Raw genomic sequence first — 17928 nt, forward strand, 5'->3', positions numbered from 1 at the left:
CTTAGCAGTCCAGGGGGTTGGCTTTGTCGGCGTCAATACCGAACTTGGCGATGGCGTCAGCCAGCACCTTGGCTTCGATTTCGCCGCGGTCGACCAGGGCTTCCAGGGCGGCGAGCACGACCCAGTTGCGATCCACTTCGAAGAAGTGACGCAACTGCTTGCGGCTGTCGCTGCGGCCGAAGCCGTCGGTGCCCAGGACCTTGTATTCCTTGCTCGGAACCCACTGACGAACCTGCTCGGCGAACAGCTTCATGTAGTCGGTAGAGGCAATGACCGGGCCCTTGCGACCGCTCAGGCACTGCTCGATGTAGGTCTGCTTGGGCTTCTGGCCCGGGTGCAGGCGGTTGCTGCGCTCCACGGCCAGACCGTCGCGACGCAGTTCGTTGAAGCTGGTGACGCTCCACACATCGGCGCCGATGTTGAACTCGTCACGCAGGATCTTCGCTGCTTCGACGACTTCACGCAGGATGGTGCCGGAACCCAGCAGCTGCACGTGGTGTGCGGCTTCCTTCTTGTCTTCCTCGAGCAGGTACATGCCCTTGATGATGCCGTCTTCCACGCCTTGCGGCATGGCCGGCTGCTGGTACGACTCGTTCATCACGGTGATGTAGTAGAAGATGTCCTGCTGCTCTTCGGTCATCTGGCGAATGCCTTCGCGGATGATCACTGCGAGCTCGTAGCCGTAGGTCGGGTCGTAGGTGCGGCAGTTGGGGATGGTCGCTGCCAGCATGTGGCTGTGACCGTCTTCGTGCTGCAGGCCTTCACCGTTGAGGGTGGTACGGCCGGCGGTACCGCCGATCAGGAAGCCACGGGTGCGGCTGTCGCCAGCGGCCCAGGCCAGGTCGCCGATGCGCTGGAAGCCGAACATCGAGTAGAAGATGTAGAACGGCAGCATCGGCTGGTTGTGGTTGGAGTACGAGGTGCCGGCGGCGATGAAGGAACTCATGGCGCCGGCTTCGTTGATGCCTTCCTCGAGGATCTGACCTTTCTTGTCTTCCTTGTAGAACATCACCTGATCTTTATCGACCGGCTCGTACAGCTGGCCCACCGAGGAGTAGATGCCGAGCTGACGGAACATGCCTTCCATACCGAAGGTACGGGCTTCGTCCGGGATGATCGGGACGATGCGCTGGCCGAGTTCCTTGTCCTTGACCAGCTGCGCGAGGATGCGCACGAAAGCCATGGTGGTGGAGATTTCGCGGTCGCCCGAGCCGTCGAGGATGGCCTTGAGGGTATCCAGCGGCGGGGTGGGGATGCTGAAGCTCTGCTGGCGACGCTGCGGTACGAAGCCACCCAGCGCGTTACGGCGCTCGTGCAGGTACTTGTACTCGGGGCTGCCCGGCTCCGGGCGCACGAACGGCAGGTTTTCCAGGTCTTCGTCCTTGACCGGGATGTCGAAGCGGTCGCGGAACTGACGCAGGCTGTCGACATCGACCTTCTTGGTGTTGTGCGCGGTGTTCTTCGCTTCACCGGCGCCGGTACCGTAGCCCTTGATGGTCTTGGCCAGGATCACGGTCGGCTGGCCGCCGTGGTTCACGGCCTGGTGGTAGGCTGCGTAGACCTTGTACGGGTCGTGGCCGCCACGGTTGAGCTTCCAGATCTCGTCGTCGGAGAGATCCTTGACCATCTCCTTGAGCTCCGGGGTGTTGAAGAAGTTTTCGCGCACGTAGGCGCCGTCTTTGGCCTTGTAGTTCTGGTATTCACCGTCGACCACTTCGTCCATGCGACGCTGCAGGGCGCCGTCCTTGTCCTTGGCGAACAGCGGATCCCAGAAGCGACCCCAAACGACCTTGTTGACGTTCCACTGGGCACCGCGGAACACGCCTTCGAGTTCCTGGATGATCTTGCCGTTGCCGCGTACCGGGCCGTCGAGGCGTTGCAGGTTGCAGTTGATGACGAAGATCAGGTTGTCCAGCTTCTCGCGGCCAGCCAGGGAGATGGCACCGAGGGATTCCGGCTCGTCGCACTCGCCGTCGCCCATGAAGCACCAGACCTTCTGCTTGCCGGCCGGGATGAAGCCGCGCGCTTCCAGGTACTTCATGAAGCGGGCCTGGTAGATCGCCTGGATCGGGCCGAGGCCCATGGACACGGTGGGGAACTGCCAGAAGTCCGGCATCAGCCAGGGGTGCGGGTAGGACGACAGACCTTTGCCATCCACTTCACGGCGGAAGTTCTTCATCTGGTCTTCGCTGATGCGGCCTTCCATGAAGGCGCGGGCGTAGACGCCAGGGCTGGCGTGGCCCTGATAGAACACCAGGTCGCCGCCGTGTTCGTCGGTCGGGGCCTGGAAGAAGTAGTTGAAACCGATGTCATACAGCGTCGCGGAGGAGGCGAAGCTGGAAATGTGGCCGCCCAGATCCGGGTCGTCCAGGTTGGTGCGCATCACCATGGCCAGGGCGTTCCAGCGCACCAGCGAGCGAATGCGGCGTTCCATGAACAGGTCGCCGGGCATGCGAGCTTCATGGGTTACCGGGATGCTGTTGCGGTAAGGCGTGGTGATCGCGTAGGGCAGTTGCGCACCGCTACGGGTGGCCAGCTCGCCCAGGCGGGTCATCAGGTAATGGGCACGGTCTTCACCCTCACGGTCGAGGACGGATTCAAGGGCGTCCAGCCATTCCTGGGTTTCGATCGGATCGAGGTCTTGCATGGCTTGCTCCAGGGCGGAAAGGCTTCCAGAATCGGAGGCCAGTTGGGTCTCACCGGCTTTTTGGGCGGGCGAGTTGAAATTCTTGGATTTACCGGGGGTAGGACCGGCCGCTTGTAGTTTTACTACATTTCGACGACGGATTCAGCCCTCTGGATACAATTCTTTCGTAGTAAAACTACAATCCGCGGCACCGCCGGCCGCGCGTGCCCCGCTGGAGCGGGGCTGCGGGCGATTGCACCGTGCGTCCGGCAGTCCGCCAAAAGGATAGACCATGAGCCTGCCGTTGCTGGTCGAGTTGCCCCCTTCTCTTGTCTCTCTGGCCGAACGCGCCGAACAGTCACTGCAAACCGCTTTGGCCGAACATCAAGCTCTGGCTGAACATGTCGCCGCCTGGCCGCAAGAACGCCGCAATGTCTGGCGGCAGGTGTCGGCGCTGAGCGATTTCGTCGCCGAGCAGGCTCAGCGTGATCCACAGATGTTCGTCGCGCTGGCGGAGTCCGGTGAGCTGGAGCGCAGCCTGACATCGGGCGAGCTGCGCCAGCAACTGGAGGCGCAGTTGGCCGAGTGTGCCGATGAGGATGCCTTGGGACGCTGCCTGCGGCGTTTTCGCAATCGCCAGCAACTGCGCATCATCTGGCGCGACTTCAGTCGCCAGGCGGCGCTCGGTGAAACCTGTCGCGATCTGTCCGATCTCGCCGATGCCTGCATCGATCTGGCCTATCACTGGCTGTACCCGCGCCATTGCGCGCAGTTCGGTACGCCGGTGGGGCGGCGCAGCGGCCAGCCGCAGCACATGGTCATCCTCGGTATGGGCAAGCTCGGTGCGCACGAACTCAACCTGTCTTCGGACATCGACCTGATCTTCGGCTATCCCGAAGGTGGCGAGACCGAGGGTGTGAAGCGCCCGCTGGATAATCAGGAGTTCTTCATCCGTCTGGGGCAGAAGCTGATCAAGGCGCTGGATGCGATCACCGTCGACGGCTTCGTGTTCCGCACCGACATGCGCCTGCGCCCATATGGCTCGAGCGGCGCGCTGGTGTTCAGCTTCAATGCGCTGGAGCAGTACTACCAGGACCAGGGCCGTGACTGGGAGCGCTACGCCATGATCAAGGCGCGCGTGGTGGGGGGCGATCAGGCCGCGGGTGCCGAACTGCTGGAGATGCTGCGCCCCTTCGTCTATCGCCGCTACCTGGATTTCTCCGCCATCGAGGCGCTGCGCGCGATGAAGCTGCTGATCCAGCAGGAAGTGCGGCGCAAGGGCATGAGCGAGAACATCAAGCTCGGCGCCGGCGGCATTCGCGAGATCGAGTTCATCGCCCAGGCCTTCCAGCTGATTCACGGCGGGCGCGACCTCAGCCTGCAGCAGCGGCCGCTGCTCAAGGTACTGACCACGCTGGAGGGGCAGGGTTATCTGCCGCCTGCCGTGGTTGCGGAGATGAAGGAAGGCTACGAGTTCTTGCGTTATGCCGAGCATGCTCTGCAGGGCATCGGTGATCGGCAGACGCAGATGCTGCCGGCCGACCCGCAGGATCAGGCGCGTGTGGCGGCGATCATGGGTTTCGCTGACTGGGCGAGTTTTCATGAGCGCCTGATGCACTGGCGTGGCCGCATCGAATGGCATTTCCAGCAGGTGATCGCCGATCCTGACGAAGATGAGTCGGATGCTGGCGAGGCCTGCGTTGGCGCCGAGTGGCTGCCTTTATGGCAAGGGGCACTGGACGACGAGGCTGCCGCGCTGCAGCTGCAGGAGGCGGGCTTCATCGAGCCAGACGCAGCCTGTCGGCGTCTGGGGGATCTGCGCAACGGGCCGCAGGTGCGCGCCATGCAGCGCCTCGGTCGTGAGCGTCTGGATGCTTTCATTCCAAGGCTGCTGGCGCAGGCCGTCGAGCACGACAAGCCGGATCTGGTGCTGGAGCGGGTGCTGCCGCTGGTGGAGAAGGTCGCACGGCGTTCGGCCTACCTGGTGCTTTTGAGCGAAAACCCAGGCGCGCTAGAGCGTCTGATCACTCTCTGTGCCGCCAGTCCCTGGATTGCCGAGCAGATCGCCCGCTATCCGCTGTTGCTCGATGAGCTGCTCAACGAAGGACGGCTGTATTCACCGCCGCTGGCGCCGGAGCTGGCCGCCGAGCTGCGCGAACGGCTGATCCGTATTCCCGAGGAGGATCTGGAGCAGCAGATGGAGGCGCTGCGCCACTTCAAGCTGGCCCACAGTCTGCGCGTGGCTGCGTCGGAAATCGCTGGTACGCTGCCCCTGATGAAGGTGTCGGACTACCTGACCTGGCTGGCCGAGGCAATTCTCGATCAGGTGCTGGCGCTGGCCTGGCAGCATACGGTGCAGCGTCATGGTCGCCCGCAGCGTGCCGATGGCACGCTGTGCGACCCGGACTTCATCATCGTCGGTTATGGCAAGGTCGGTGGCCTGGAATTCGGCCATGGCTCGGACCTGGATCTGGTGTTCATTCATGACGGCGACCCGCAGGCCGAGACCGACGGCGCCAAGCCCATCGATGGCGCGCAGTTCTTCACCCGTCTGGGCCAGCGCATCATTCACCTGCTGACCACCCAGACCACCTCCGGCGCGCTCTACGAGGTGGACATGCGCCTGCGACCATCGGGCGCAGCCGGGCTTCTGGTCAGCTCGCTCGGCGCCTTCCAGCGCTATCAGGAAAACGAGGCCTGGACCTGGGAGCACCAGGCGCTGGTGCGCGCACGGGTGCTGGTGGGATGTTCACGCCTGGCCGGCGAATTCGCTCGCGTGCGCGCCGAGGTGCTCGGTCGTCAGCGCGATATCGGGGCACTGCGCGTCGAGGTCAGCGAGATGCGCGCGAAGATGCGCGACAACCTTGGCAACAAAAATACCGCAGCCGGAACGGCGCCGAATGCCTTCGAGGCCACGTCTTCCTTCGATCTGAAGCAGGACGCCGGTGGTATCGTCGATATCGAATTTATGGTGCAATACGCGGCTCTGGCCTGGTCGTGGCAACACCCGCAGCTACTCGAGTTCACCGATAACATCCGCATTCTGGAAGGTCTGGAGCGGGTCGGTCTGATGAGCGCCGAGGATGCGGCATTGCTGCGTGAGGTCTACAAGATCTATCGCTCGGCTGCCCATCGCCAGGCGCTGCAGAAGCAGCCTGGGGTGGTGCCGGGTGATCAGTTCCAGGATGAGCGCCGCGCCGTGATGCGCCTGTGGCGTGAGCTGGGGCTTGAGTTGAACAATGGGGCCTGAGGCCCCACCTACTGATCGAACCGTGAAGCGAATTTGAGGAGCAGGCAAGATGTCGATGTCCGACCGTGATGGCGTGATCTGGTACGACGGCAAACTGGTGCCGTGGCGCGAAGCCAACACCCATGTGCTGACCCATACCCTGCACTACGGCATGGGCGTGTTCGAGGGCGTGCGCGCCTACAACACCCCGGACGGCACCGCGATCTTCCGCCTGCAGGCGCACACCGACCGCCTGTTCGATTCGGCGCACATCTTCAATATGCAGATCCCTTTCAGCAAGGAAGAGATCAACGAAGCGCAGCGTGCCGCCGTGCGTGAAAATGGTCTGGAAAGCGCCTACCTGCGCCCGATGGTGTTCTTCGGCAGCGAAGGCATGGGCCTGCGCGCCGCTGGCCTGAAGGTGCATGTGGTCGTCGCCGCCTGGCACTGGGGCGCCTACATGGGCGAAGAGGCGCTGGAAGCCGGCATCAAGGTGCGCACCAGCTCCTACACCCGCCACCACGTCAACATCGCCATGACCCGTGCCAAGGCCAACGGTAACTACATCAACTCGATGCTGGCCCTGCAGGAAGCCATCTCTGGCGGTGCCGACGAGGCCATGCTGCTAGATCCGGAAGGCTACGTGGCCGAAGGCTCGGGCGAGAACATCTTCCTGGTCAAGGACGGTGTGGTGTACACCCCGGAAGTGACCTCCTGTCTCAGCGGCATCACGCGCAGCACCATCCTGACCCTGGCTGAAGAACACGGCATCAAGGTGGTGGAGAAACGCATCACCCGTGATGAGGTGTACATCGCCGACGAGGCCTTCTTCACCGGCACTGCCGCTGAAGTCACGCCTATTCGTGAAGTGGATGGTCGCAAGATTGGTGCCGGCCGCCGTGGTCCGGTTACCGAGAAGCTGCAGAAAGCCTACTTCGACCTGGTCACCGGCAAAACCGGTGGCCACGCCGAATGGCGTACGCTGGTCAAGTAAGCGATTGCTCGAAGGCTCGACGGGGAGGCCTCAAGAGTCCGCCGGTAATCTTGCGAGTTAGCGTCAGGCTAGGCGCAACAGGGGCGAGGGCGTGAGTTTACTGCGGTAAATGAACGCCCAAGACCCTTTTGCAACGACGCATGACCGACGCGCAGCTGATTGCAGGCGGGCTCTGAGCCTCCCCGGTCGTTTCTGGAAAAGATATGAAGATACTTATCGTTGGGCCAAGCTGGGTAGGCGACATGGTGATGGCGCAGACGCTGTTCCAGTGTCTGAAACAGCGCCATCCCGAGTGCGAGATCGATGTGCTGGCGCCGGACTGGAGCCGGCCGATCCTCGATCGTATGCCTGAGGTGCGCGCCGCGCTGAGCCTGCCGCTGGGCCACGGCGTGCTCGACCTGGCCACGCGCCGGCGCATCGGCAAGTCGCTGGTCGGTCAGTACGACCAGGCGATCCTGCTGCCCAACTCGCTCAAGTCCGCCTTGGTGCCCTGGTTCGCCGGCATCCCCAAGCGCACCGGCTGGAAGGGCGAGATGCGCTATGGCTTGCTCAACGATATTCGTACGCTGGACAAGGACAGCTATCCGCTGATGATCGAGCGCTTCATGGCGCTGGCCTATGAGCCCGGCGCTGCGTTGTCGCAGCCCTATCCACAGCCACGTCTGGTGATCGATGAAGCCAGTCGTGATGCCGCGCTGGCCAAGTTCGAACTGCAGCTGGATCGCCCAGTGCTGGCGCTGTGTCCCGGCGCCGAATTCGGCGAGGCCAAACGCTGGCCGGCCGAGCACTATGCCAAGGTGGCCGAGATCAAGATTCGCGAGGGCTGGCAGGTCTGGCTGTTTGGCTCGAAGAACGACCATGCCGGCGGCGAAGATATTCGCATGCGCCTGATTCCGGGGCTGCGTGAGGAAGTCAGCAACCTGTCCGGGCAGACCAGCCTGGCCGAGGCCATCGACCTGATGTCGGCGGCCACTGCGGTGGTGTCCAACGACTCCGGGCTGATGCACGTGGCAGCGGCGCTGAACCGTCCGCTGGTGGCGGTCTACGGCTCCACCTCGCCAGGTTTCACCCCGCCGTTGGCCGATCGCGTCGAGATCGTTCGCCTGGGGTTGGAGTGCAGCCCCTGCTTCGATCGAACCTGCCGTTTTGGTCACTACAACTGCCTGCGCGAACTCAAGCCGCGCCCGGTGATCGAGGCACTGGATCGGCTGGTCGGCGAAACCTTGACCCTGGTCGAGGGCGACTGATTTGCGGGTACTGATCATCAAGACCTCTTCGCTGGGCGACGTGGTGCATACCCTGCCGGCGTTGACCGATGCCGCCCGCGCCATTCCTGGTATCCGCTTCGACTGGGTGGTGGAGGAAGGCTTCGCCGAGATTCCCGCCTGGCATCCAGCCGTGTCCCAGGTGATCCCGGTGGCCATTCGCCGCTGGCGCAAGCATCCGCTGCGCACCTGGCGTAGCGGCGAATGGGCACGCTTCAAGCGGCGTCTGCGCGAGACCCGCTATGACCTGGTGATCGATGCCCAGGGCTTGCTCAAAAGCGCCTGGCTGACCCGTTATGTGTCGGCACCGGTAGCGGGGCTGGATCGCGACTCGGCGCGTGAGCCGCTGGCCAGTCGCTTCTACGACCGCCGCTTCGCGGTGGCCAAGGATCAGCATGCCCTGGAGCGTGTGCGCCAGCTGTTCGCCAAGGCACTCGGTTATACGCTGCCGTCCGGCAGCGGTGACTACGGCCTCAACCGTGCGGCGATGATGGATGCCGCCGCGCAGCCGTATCTGGTGTTCCTGCATGGCACCACCTGGGCCAGCAAGCACTGGCCGGAAGCCGACTGGCGTGCGCTGGCTGAACGCATGGACGAGCTGGGCTGGGCCGTGCGTCTGCCTTGGGGCAACGAGACGGAAAAGGCGCGTGCCGAGCGTATCGTCAGCGGTCTTCAGCATGCGGCGGTACTGCCAAAGCTCAATCTGGCCGGTGTGGCCAAGGTGATCGCCGGTGCCAGCGCCTGCGTCTCCGTCGACACCGGGCTTGGCCATCTGGCTGCTGCACTGGATGTACCCAATATTTCTTTGTATGGCCCGACGTTGCCCGGCAAGGTGGGTGCCTACGGTCGTAGCCAGATTCACCTGTGTGCCAGCGGCCCGAACGCCGGCAGCGGTGATCGTGACCAGCCCTGCTTCGACGGCCTCGGCGCCGAGCGCGTCGGCCTGGAACTGGAGGCGCTGCTGCTCGCGCCTCCCGGCACCCTTTAAGGAGCGGCTATGCAACTGGCCTTCGTTCTCTACAAATATTTCCCCTTCGGCGGGCTGCAGCGCGACTTCATGCGTATCGCCCTCGAATGCCAGGCACGTGGCCATGCCATTCGTGTTTACACGCCGATCTGGGAGGGCGAAAACCCCGGCGGTTTCGATGTGCGCGTGGCACCGGTGCGTGCGCTGTTCAATCATCGCCGCAACGAGAAATTCAGCGCCTGGCTGCAGGCTGATTTGAAACGCGACCCGGTCGACCGGGTGATCGGCTTCAACAAGATGCCGGGCCTGGATGTTTATTATGCCGCCGACGGCTGTTTCGAGGACAAGGCGCAGACCCTGCGCAACCCGATCTACCGCCGCTGGGGCCGCTACAAGCACTTCGCCGACTACGAGCGCGCGGTGTTCGCGCCGGAGTCGAAGACCGAGATTCTGATGATCTCCGAGGTGCAGCAGCCGCTATTCATCAAACACTACAAAACCCCGCTGCAGCGTTTCCACCTGCTGCCGCCCGGCATTGCCTTTGACCGCCGCGCGCCGGCCAATGCCGCCGAGATTCGCACCGAGTTCCGTCGCGAGTTCAAGCTGGCCGACGACGACCTGTTGCTGGTGCAGATTGGTTCCGGCTTCAAGACCAAGGGTCTGGATCGCAGTCTCAAGGCGCTGGCCGCGTTGCCGCGCGAGCTGCGCAAGCGCACCCGGCTGATCGCCATCGGCCAGGACGATCCCAAGCCCTTCCTGCTGCAGATCAAGGCGCTGGGTCTGTCCGATCAGGTGCAGATACTCAAGGGGCGCAGCGACATTCCGCGCTTCCTGCTCGGTGCCGATCTACTGATCCATCCGGCTTATAACGAGAACACCGGCACCGTACTGCTGGAGGCGCTGGTATCCGGCTTGCCGGTACTGGTCACCGATGTCTGCGGCTACGCCCACTACATCGCCGATGCCGATTGCGGCCGCGTGCTGCCCAGCCCCTTCGAGCAGAACCATCTCAACCGTACCTTGGCCGATATGCTGGCCGACCCTGAGCGCCGCGCTTTCTGGAGCCGCAACGGCCTGCTCTATGCCGATAGCGCCGACCTGTATTCGATGCCGAAGAAGGCCGCCGACGTGATCCTCGCGGAGAGACGCGCGTGAAGCTGATTCTTGCCGAACCCTTCAAGAGCCTGTGGGCGGGTCGCGATGCCTTTGAGGCCGTCGAGGCGCTGCAGGGCCAGGTCTATCGCGAGTTGGAAGGGCGTCGCACCCTGCGCACCGAGGTCGACGGTCGCGGTTACTTCGTCAAGATCCACCGTGGCATCGGCTGGGGAGAAATCGCCAAGAACCTGCTCACGGCCAAGGCGCCGGTGCTCGGTGCCGCACAGGAGTGGCAGGCGATCGCCCGCCTGACCGAGGTCGGTGTGCCGACCATGACCGCCGTGGCCTACGGCGAGCGCGGCAGCAATCCGGCGCGTCAGCACTCGTTCATCGTCACCGAAGAGCTGGCGCCGACCGTAGATCTGGAGCAGCTCAGCCTCAACTGGGCGCAGCAACCGCCGAAGGCCTCGCTCAAGTGGGCGCTGATCCGCGAAGTGGCGCAGATGACCGGCAACATGCACCGCGCCGGGGTCAACCACCGCGACTGCTATATCTGCCATTTCCTGCTGCACACCGATCGGCCGATTCAGGCCGATGACCTGCGCCTGTCGGTCATCGACCTGCACCGCGCCCAGGTGCGAGACACAGTGCCCCGCCGCTGGCGTGACAAGGACCTGGCCGCTCTGTATTTCTCGGTGCTGGATATCGGCCTGACTCGCCGCGACAAGTTGCGCTTTCTGCGCACCTACTTCCAGCGTCCATTGCGTCAGGTACTGCGCGAGGAAGCGACTCTGCTCGCCTGGCTGGAGCGCAAGGCGGCGAAACTGTATGAGCGTAAACAACGTTATGGAGGTCGACTGTAAATGTCGGGAGAGAAGACATTTATCCGTGCGGGGATGAAAGTGGCGGTGGTGTCGTGCTCGGCTCTGGGAGACACAACCTTGTTTCTACGCCTTGCTTGGCGTCTGCAGGCCGCCGGTGCTCAGGTCACGGTCGTCTCTGCTTCTTTGTCGGCCGTGCGCGAGTATTTACCAGGCCTAGAGATCATTGGAGAGACGCAGCCAGATGTTGCTGCGCTGGCTGAAAGCAATGATCTGGTGATTTGCTACATCGACTGGCTGATCAAGGCGTCTCAAGCCGGAGTTGAACTGTTGTCATTGAGTAACGTTGCTTACTTATCTGGTAAGAAGCTTCCGGCCAGATTTCAGCTCGATCAACGTTCCGTGTTAATTGATGGGGTTCTAATTCCTGCTGCCCACAATGTCATTTGCCGCGATCCGAAAGCTGGAAAAACCATGGTGCAGTGGATCGATCTCTATGCTGAGGAAGTGCTGGGACTTGACCCGGCTACTCCTCTGATGGGGTTTCAATTCCTGCCCGCTGTGGTAGGTGATGCTGGATCTCGTATCGCGATTTTCCCAACGACGCCGCATGCCAAAAAGAATTATTCGAGTCGTGGCTATCGGCGTCTGGCTAGGAGTTTGGTTGCTAAGGGGTGGCAGGTCGAGTTTGTCGGCACTCCTGCCGAAAGGGATGCATTGCAAGCGCAGTATGAGGGTTTCACCGTACATGCTTTCACTGACTTGAAGGGACTGGTGGATTTTCTCTGTAGCTGCTCCATCGTGATCAGCAATGATTCGGGTGGTGGACATTTGGGTTCGTTATTGGGGCTGCGAACCTTCACCATCACTCGACGTCGTTTGGACTTTACTTGGCGGCCTGGTTTCAATTCTCTCAATAGGGTTATTAATCCGCTGTTCACCTTCAAGTGGATGGGAAAAACTGTTTGGCGACCGTTTATTCCGTTGAGCCGCGTTCTGCGGGAAATTCCCACGCTGGTGAGGCGATAACCATGTCAGCTTGGAAGCATGAGGTTGATGGCGATCCGCTGTTTTTGAGCGCTTTTGATAGCTTGGAAGCGGTTTTTCTGCTCGAAGGTGAGCGCCTGACCTCTGATCCATTGTCCGAGGTCGTTCGAGTAGAAATTTCCGGTGTTCGCTACTACGTCAAGCGTTACTGGGGAGCGGGGAAGGGACTGCGTCACTATATTGGGCGCCCGCGAGTCAAGGCGGAGTGGCAGAACCTCAAGTTGTTCGCCAAATGGGGTATTCCGACCGCGCCTATCGTAGCGCATGGGCTGGAGCGACGAGGCGGAGCATTTATACGCGGGGCTTTAGTGACGCGTGAGCTGGAAAACACACGTGATATGGCTGAGATGGCCAGTCATGGAGATGCTCGGCTTGCCAATCCACACTGGGTTGCAGGTATCAGTCAGCAATTGGCGCAGCACACCCGTACCTTGCATGACCATCATTTCACCCACAATGATTTGAAGTGGCGCAACCTGCTGGTTAACGAGGCGGGAAAGCTGTTTTTTATCGATTGCCCTACCGGCAGCTTCTGGTGGGGGCCGCTGTTGCATTACCGCATCATCAAAGATCTAGCCTGTCTGGACAAAGTGGCCAAGCGGGTGCTTTCACGCACGCAGCGGTTGCGCTTTTATCTGCAGTATCGTGGCCGTGTTCGGTTGAGTCAGAGTGACAAGCAGCGTGTGCGACGTATCCTGAAATTCTTCGAGGGCAGGGAGTGACCGATTTTATTGCGGCGCATGATCGTGCATTGCTGGAGCGTCACGGTCTGGCCAGCTTCGACGCACTGTGGGCCCTGCAGTTGGAGGCGGTGGATGAGCCCAACACCGAGCGTGGTGGTTGGAGTAGTGTCTATCGGCTTGAGCTGGATAACGCTGCCTATTACCTCAAGCGGCAGAGCAATCACTTGACGCGTAGTCTGCTCCGTCCGCTTGGTGAGCCTACCTTCGCTCGCGAGTTTCGCAATATCCAACGCTACTCTGTGTTGGGCATTCCTTCACTGCAGGCAGCGTTATTCGCACAGCGCCGTTTCTCTGGCGAGCAGCGTGCCGTGCTGCTGACCCGTGCGCTGGATGGTTGGCAGGATCTCGAACACTGGTTGATGCAGTGGCCAGGATTGGGAGAGGTACATCGATCCGGCATTCTCCGTGCGTGTGGCGAGCTAGCGCGCTGCCTGCACCAGGCAGGGCAGGTACACGGCTGCTTTTACCCCAAGCACATTTTTCTGCGCGAAGGCGCTGCGGGTTTTCAGGCGCAACTGATCGACCTGGAAAAAACTCGTCCTTTGCTATTTGGTAAGCGTGATCGGATCAAAGATCTAGAGCCGTTGCTGCGTCGGGCCGGAGTCTGGAAAGCAGCAGATATACGTAAGTTACTGGCAGCCTATCTCGGTAGCGAAGTGGGGCTGGAGCACTGGTTTGCACTATTGGGCGCGCGTCGATCACATAAGGAGTCGCGCTGATGCAACTGGAGCAACTTTCTCATGCGGGGCGGGCTCCCTCGCTACCGCTAACGCTGCAGCTGGACGGTGACGCATTGCAGCTGGAGTCTCTACTACGTGTATTGCCGGGGCAGCGTTACGTTGGCCTGGCGCGCTGGCGCGGTCGTTCGGTGCTGGCCAAGTTGCTGGTAGGGGCGAAGGCAGAGCGTCATTTTCAGCGTGAGCTGAGAGGCGCGCGCCTTCTGGTCGAGCAGAACCTCCTCTCGCCGGCATTGCTATCCGAGGGTTTCATTGATGGGGTAGGTGGTTGGCTGCTGTTCGAATACCTGGAAAAGGCCGAGAGTCTTTGGCAGGCCTGGCGGAACGTCGAGCGTTTACCGCTACTGGCTGATGCCCAGCAGGCAGTACTAGGCGAGGCTCTAGCAGTTATCGGACATATGCACTCGCGGGGTCTTTGGCAGGCTGATCTGCACCTGGACAACCTGTTGCGGCAGGACGGCGAGTTGTTTCTTATCGATGGGGGAGGTGTGCAGGTCGAACAGGCGGGACAGCCGCTGTCGCGTGCACGGGTGTTGCAAAACCTTGGTGTGTTCTTTGCTCAGTTACCAGCGGAGTTAGATCCCTTTATCGAAGAGTTGCTGATCCACTACCTGCTGGCCAATGGTGAGCATGCACTGCCGCTGGAAGCGCTGCTGGTCGAAGTGAGTAAAGTGAGACGCTGGCGGCTGCGCGATTATCTGAGCAAGGTCGCGCGCGATTGCAGCCTGTTTTCCGCGAGTATTGGGGCCTTTGGCCTGCGTGTGGTGCGCCGCGAGTGCGCAGCAAGCCTGGAGCCCATACTGGAGGCTCCGGATGTTGCGCTGGCGAGCGGACAGGCTTTGAAACTTGGAGGCAGTGCTACGGTTGCGCATGTCGAGCTCGAGGGCCGTCCGCTGGTGGTCAAACGCTACAACGTGAAGAACTGGCTGCACTGGCTCAAGCGCTTCTGGCGCCCGAGTCGCGCCTGGCACAGCTGGCGTGAGGGTAATCGCCTGCAACTGCTTGGCATCGCCACGCCAACGCCGCTGGCCGTGCTCGAGCGGCGCTGGTGCTGGCTACGCGGTCGCGCTTACCTGATTACCGACTATTGCGGCGGGCAGGATATAATCGCGCGTTTCGAGGCATACACGCAGGCTACGCCACCGGAAAACGAACTGCTGGCGCTTGATCGCCTTTTCGCTGCCTTGCTGCGCGAACGCATCAGCCACGGTGATTTCAAGGGGCACAATCTGTTTTGGGATGATGCGCTGGACACCTGGTCGCTGATCGATCTGGATGCCATGCGGCAGCATCGCAGCACGCGCAGCTTCGCCAGGGCCTATGCCCGCGATCGCGCACGTTTTCTGCGCAACTGGCCGGCGGACTCTACCCTGCACCAGTTGCTCAACCAACGTTTACCGCAGGTGCCTGGCACCTGCCCGAATTAGAGGCTCAAACCTGTGGCACTGACCATTCTCGGCCTGTCCGGCGCCCTCAGTCACGATCCGTCCGCTGCGCTGTACATCGACGGCAAGCTGATCGCGGCGGTGGAAGAGGAGCGCTTCGTGCGCGACAAGCACGCGAAGAACCGCATGCCCTACGAATCGGCCAAGTTCTGCCTGGAACAAGCCGGGATCAAACCGTCCGACGTCGACGTGGTGGCGATTCCCTTTGCTCCCATCAGCATCTTCGAGAAGGCCCGCTGGCAGTATGCCAAGCGTTACGCCTATGCGCCTGATCGTGCCCTCGATGCCATCCTGTTCGGCAACCGCCGTTACAAACGCTACAAGAAGCGTATCGAGTGGTGCCTGGTGCAGCTCGGTTTCGACCTGAAGAAGGTCAAGATCGAGCCGGTCGAGCATCACCTGGCCCACGCTTCCAGCGCATACCACTGTTCGGGCTTCCAGGAGAAGACCGCGATCCTCGGCATCGATGGCAAGGGCGAGTATGCCACCACCTTCTTCGGCTACGGCGAGAACGGCAAGATCCACAAGATCAAGGAGTTCTACGACCCGGATTCGCTCGGTGGCCTCTACGGTGCGATCACCGAGTATCTGGGTTTCGAGATGCTCGATGGCGAGTTCAAGGTCATGGGCATGGCACCCTACGGTGACGCCGCCAAGTACGATTTCTCGCGTCTGGCCAAGTTCGAGAACGGCGAGCTGATCATCAATACCGAGTACGCCAACGTCATCGGTTTCCGTCGCTACAAAGAGAAGGGCAAGGGCTACTACTTTTCGCCCAAGCTGATCGAATGGCTCGGCCCGAAGCGCGAGGGTGACATCGCCGATGACCCCTATATCCATTACGCGGCCAGCATGCAGGCGCTGTTCGAGAAGCTGGCGCTGCAGATGATGGAGTACTACCTCGGCGACATCCTCAAGGAAGCCGGCAAGATCGCCTTCGCCGGTGGCTGCGCGCTGAACGTCAAGCTGAACCAGAAGATCATCGCCCGCGATGACGTCAAGGAACTGTTCGTGCAGCCGGCCTCTGGCGACGCCGGCACCGCCGTTGGTGCTGCTGCCTACGTCTCGCACAAGCGCGGCGTACCGGTGGAGAAGATGGAGCACGTCTACCTCGGCCCCTCGTACAGCAACGAGGAGGTCATCGCCGCCTGCGCCAAGCACCCGAACAAGCCGGTGTTCAAGCGCATCGACAATACCCCCGAGCGCATCGCCAAGATCATGGTCGACGGCAACCCCGTGGCCTGGTTCCAAGGACGTATGGAGTTTGGTCCGCGCGCCCTCGGTGGTCGCTCGATCATCGGTTGCCCGAGTATTCCGGGCGTGGCTGATCGCATCAACGAGCAGATCAAATTCCGTGAGCGCTGGAGACCCTTCTGCCCGTCGATGCTAGATACTGTGGCAGCGAAGATGCTCAAGGTCGACCACCCGAGCCCGTTCATGACCTTCACCTTCGAGGTGAACGAGGAGTGGAAGGAGCGCGTCAGCGAAGTGGTACATGAAGACGGCACCTCGCGCGCCCAGGTACTGGAGCGTCAATACAACCCGCGCTGGTATGACCTGATGCTGGAGTTGGAGAAGCTCACCGGCAACGGCGTGTCGCTGAACACCTCGCTAAACCGTCGCGGCGAGCCGATGATCTGCTCGCCGACCGACGCGCTGAACATGTTCTACGGTTCGGACCTGCAGTACCTGATCATGGAAGACGTGCTCGTGGTCAAGGACGGCAAGGATTGGTATGACAACGTCTGAACAGGCTGCTGACCAGCGGCAGCGCTGGGTTCTGCAGTTCTGCCATGGTTATGACGGTCCATTTTTGGACTGTGCACGACAGTACGCCGCCCTGTTCGCTGATACAGGCTACAAGGTGTGTACTGTCTATCTGACAGGAAAACCGAGTGAAATCGTCCGGCTTGGCTCAGCTTCGGACGAGGTGATTTTCCTTGATTACACGAGTGCTGATGTACGGGGTCTCAAGCTTGCGGCGATCCGAGATATGCGTCGCTTGGTTGCCACGCGTAATTTCAAGCTGTGTATTGCCCACCGAGGTAAGCCGATTTATGTCGCGTTGTTGGGCAGCACCCTGCCAGTGATTGGTGTACACCATGCGTTTGGCGACTATCAGCGCTTCTCGCGTAGGCTGTTCGCCAGCCTTTTCAAAGCACGCCTGTGGTTGTTAGGCGTTTCCGATGCTGTGCGTGATGACATTCGTGCCAGTCTACCGGGCTGGGATGCGTCGCGTATTTCTACGCTATATAACCGTCTGGATATCGAGGCTGTTCAAGCCCAGCTTCATGACCGCGACTTCGCTCGCGAAGTGTTGAAATTGCCGGCTGGTGCTTGGGTCGTAGGCAATGTTGGCCGCCTGCATCCGGATAAGGATCAAGCGACCTTGATTCGTGGTTTCGCTCAGGCTTTGCCTGGATTGCCTGCCGGCAGTTTGCTGGCAATCATGGGTAGCGGTCGGCTAGAGAAGACTTTAAAAGAGCTAGCTGCCGAGCTGGGTATTGAGCAGCAAGTTCGTTTTCTCGGTCAGGTTACCAACGGCCGGCGTTATCTCCGTGCGTTTGATTGTTTCGCTCTGACCTCTGATCACGAGCCTTTCGGCATGGTGCTGGTTGAGGCTATGGCCGCTGGCCTACCGCTTATTTGTACGGATTGTGGTGGTGGTCGTGAGGTCGTCGATGGTGTCGGTGAGTTATTCCCATTGGGGGATACGGATGGTTTGGCTTTGGCACTGCAGCGTGTCGCCAGGCTTGACGGAATAGCCCGTGCTGCATGCGCTGCACGTATGACTCAGCGTCTGCAGGAGCATTTTTCCGACCAGGCTGCGTTTAAGGCGTTCTGGAGTCTGCCGTGGCCGGTGCTCATGCGATTGCGTGATTGAGTCGAGACGAAAAGCGATGGTTTTGCTCTGACCCTGGTGCTTCATGCATCATTCGAGGCCCATGTCGATTTTGGG

Annotated in this window: 13 protein-coding genes; 12 read left to right on the forward strand and 1 reads right to left on the reverse strand. The window is 61.2% G+C overall.

Annotated features, from left to right (window positions below):
- Nucleotide 1: 1 nt before the first annotated feature.
- Complete coding sequence (gene aceE / locus BLS08_RS04030; protein ID WP_003459082.1) at nucleotides 2-2647, reverse strand: pyruvate dehydrogenase (acetyl-transferring), homodimeric type; 2646 nt, start codon at nucleotides 2645-2647, stop codon at nucleotides 2-4.
- 271 nt (nucleotides 2648-2918) lie between these two features.
- Here aceE and glnE point away from each other — a divergent pair, with 271 nt between their 5' ends.
- The 12 genes from glnE to BLS08_RS04090 all read left to right on the forward strand — a co-directional run bounded on the left by glnE (nucleotide 2919) and on the right by BLS08_RS04090 (nucleotide 17853).
- Nucleotides 2919-5876: a bifunctional [glutamate--ammonia ligase]-adenylyl-L-tyrosine phosphorylase/[glutamate--ammonia-ligase] adenylyltransferase gene (glnE, locus tag BLS08_RS04035; protein WP_055984344.1), complete on the forward strand. Its 2958-nt coding sequence runs from the start codon at nucleotides 2919-2921 to the stop codon at nucleotides 5874-5876.
- A 49-nt stretch (nucleotides 5877-5925) separates the two neighbouring features.
- Entirely contained in the window at nucleotides 5926-6849 is a 924-nt protein-coding gene (locus tag BLS08_RS04040) for a branched-chain amino acid transaminase (RefSeq protein ID WP_090336057.1), read from the forward strand.
- Nucleotides 6850-7052: 203 nt separating this feature from the next.
- On the forward strand, nucleotides 7053-8096 hold the full coding sequence (waaF, locus tag BLS08_RS04045) for a lipopolysaccharide heptosyltransferase II (protein ID WP_021487826.1): 1044 nt from the start codon (nucleotides 7053-7055) through the stop codon (nucleotides 8094-8096).
- A 1-nt stretch (nucleotide 8097) separates the two neighbouring features.
- Entirely contained in the window at nucleotides 8098-9102 is a 1005-nt protein-coding gene (gene rfaC, locus BLS08_RS04050) for a lipopolysaccharide heptosyltransferase RfaC (protein WP_055984341.1), read from the forward strand.
- A gap of 9 nt (nucleotides 9103-9111) precedes the next feature.
- The gene (locus BLS08_RS04055; protein WP_055984338.1) at nucleotides 9112-10236 is read left to right on the forward strand and encodes a glycosyltransferase family 4 protein; all 1125 of its coding nucleotides are present in this window, start codon (nucleotides 9112-9114) and stop codon (nucleotides 10234-10236) included.
- A complete protein-coding gene (rfaP, locus tag BLS08_RS04060; protein ID WP_055984335.1) occupies nucleotides 10233-11039 on the forward strand; it encodes a lipopolysaccharide core heptose(I) kinase RfaP in 807 nt (268 codons plus the stop codon). Before BLS08_RS04055 ends, rfaP begins: the two co-directional genes overlap by 4 nt.
- The gene (locus BLS08_RS04065) at nucleotides 11040-12026 is read left to right on the forward strand and encodes a glycosyltransferase family 9 protein (RefSeq protein ID WP_055984333.1); all 987 of its coding nucleotides are present in this window, start codon (nucleotides 11040-11042) and stop codon (nucleotides 12024-12026) included. It abuts the gene before it with no gap.
- A 2-nt stretch (nucleotides 12027-12028) separates the two neighbouring features.
- The gene (locus BLS08_RS04070; protein WP_045733914.1) at nucleotides 12029-12766 is read left to right on the forward strand and encodes a lipopolysaccharide kinase InaA family protein; all 738 of its coding nucleotides are present in this window, start codon (nucleotides 12029-12031) and stop codon (nucleotides 12764-12766) included.
- The gene (locus BLS08_RS04075; protein WP_055984330.1) at nucleotides 12763-13506 is read left to right on the forward strand and encodes a lipopolysaccharide kinase InaA family protein; all 744 of its coding nucleotides are present in this window, start codon (nucleotides 12763-12765) and stop codon (nucleotides 13504-13506) included. The genes BLS08_RS04070 and BLS08_RS04075 overlap by 4 nt, the downstream gene beginning before the upstream one ends.
- Nucleotides 13506-14951 (forward strand): lipopolysaccharide kinase InaA family protein, encoded by a 1446-nt coding sequence (locus BLS08_RS04080; protein ID WP_055984327.1) that lies wholly within the window; start codon nucleotides 13506-13508, stop codon nucleotides 14949-14951. Before BLS08_RS04075 ends, BLS08_RS04080 begins: the two co-directional genes overlap by 1 nt.
- 12 nt (nucleotides 14952-14963) lie before the next feature.
- The gene (locus tag BLS08_RS04085; protein ID WP_055984323.1) at nucleotides 14964-16718 is read left to right on the forward strand and encodes a carbamoyltransferase family protein; all 1755 of its coding nucleotides are present in this window, start codon (nucleotides 14964-14966) and stop codon (nucleotides 16716-16718) included.
- Complete coding sequence (locus BLS08_RS04090; RefSeq protein ID WP_055984320.1) at nucleotides 16705-17853, forward strand: glycosyltransferase; 1149 nt, start codon at nucleotides 16705-16707, stop codon at nucleotides 17851-17853. Before BLS08_RS04085 ends, BLS08_RS04090 begins: the two co-directional genes overlap by 14 nt.
- Nucleotides 17854-17928 lie beyond the last annotated feature (75 nt).

This window comes from Ectopseudomonas chengduensis (genome assembly GCF_900102635.1).
In the GTDB taxonomy this organism is placed as follows: domain Bacteria; phylum Pseudomonadota; class Gammaproteobacteria; order Pseudomonadales; family Pseudomonadaceae; genus Aquipseudomonas; species Aquipseudomonas chengduensis.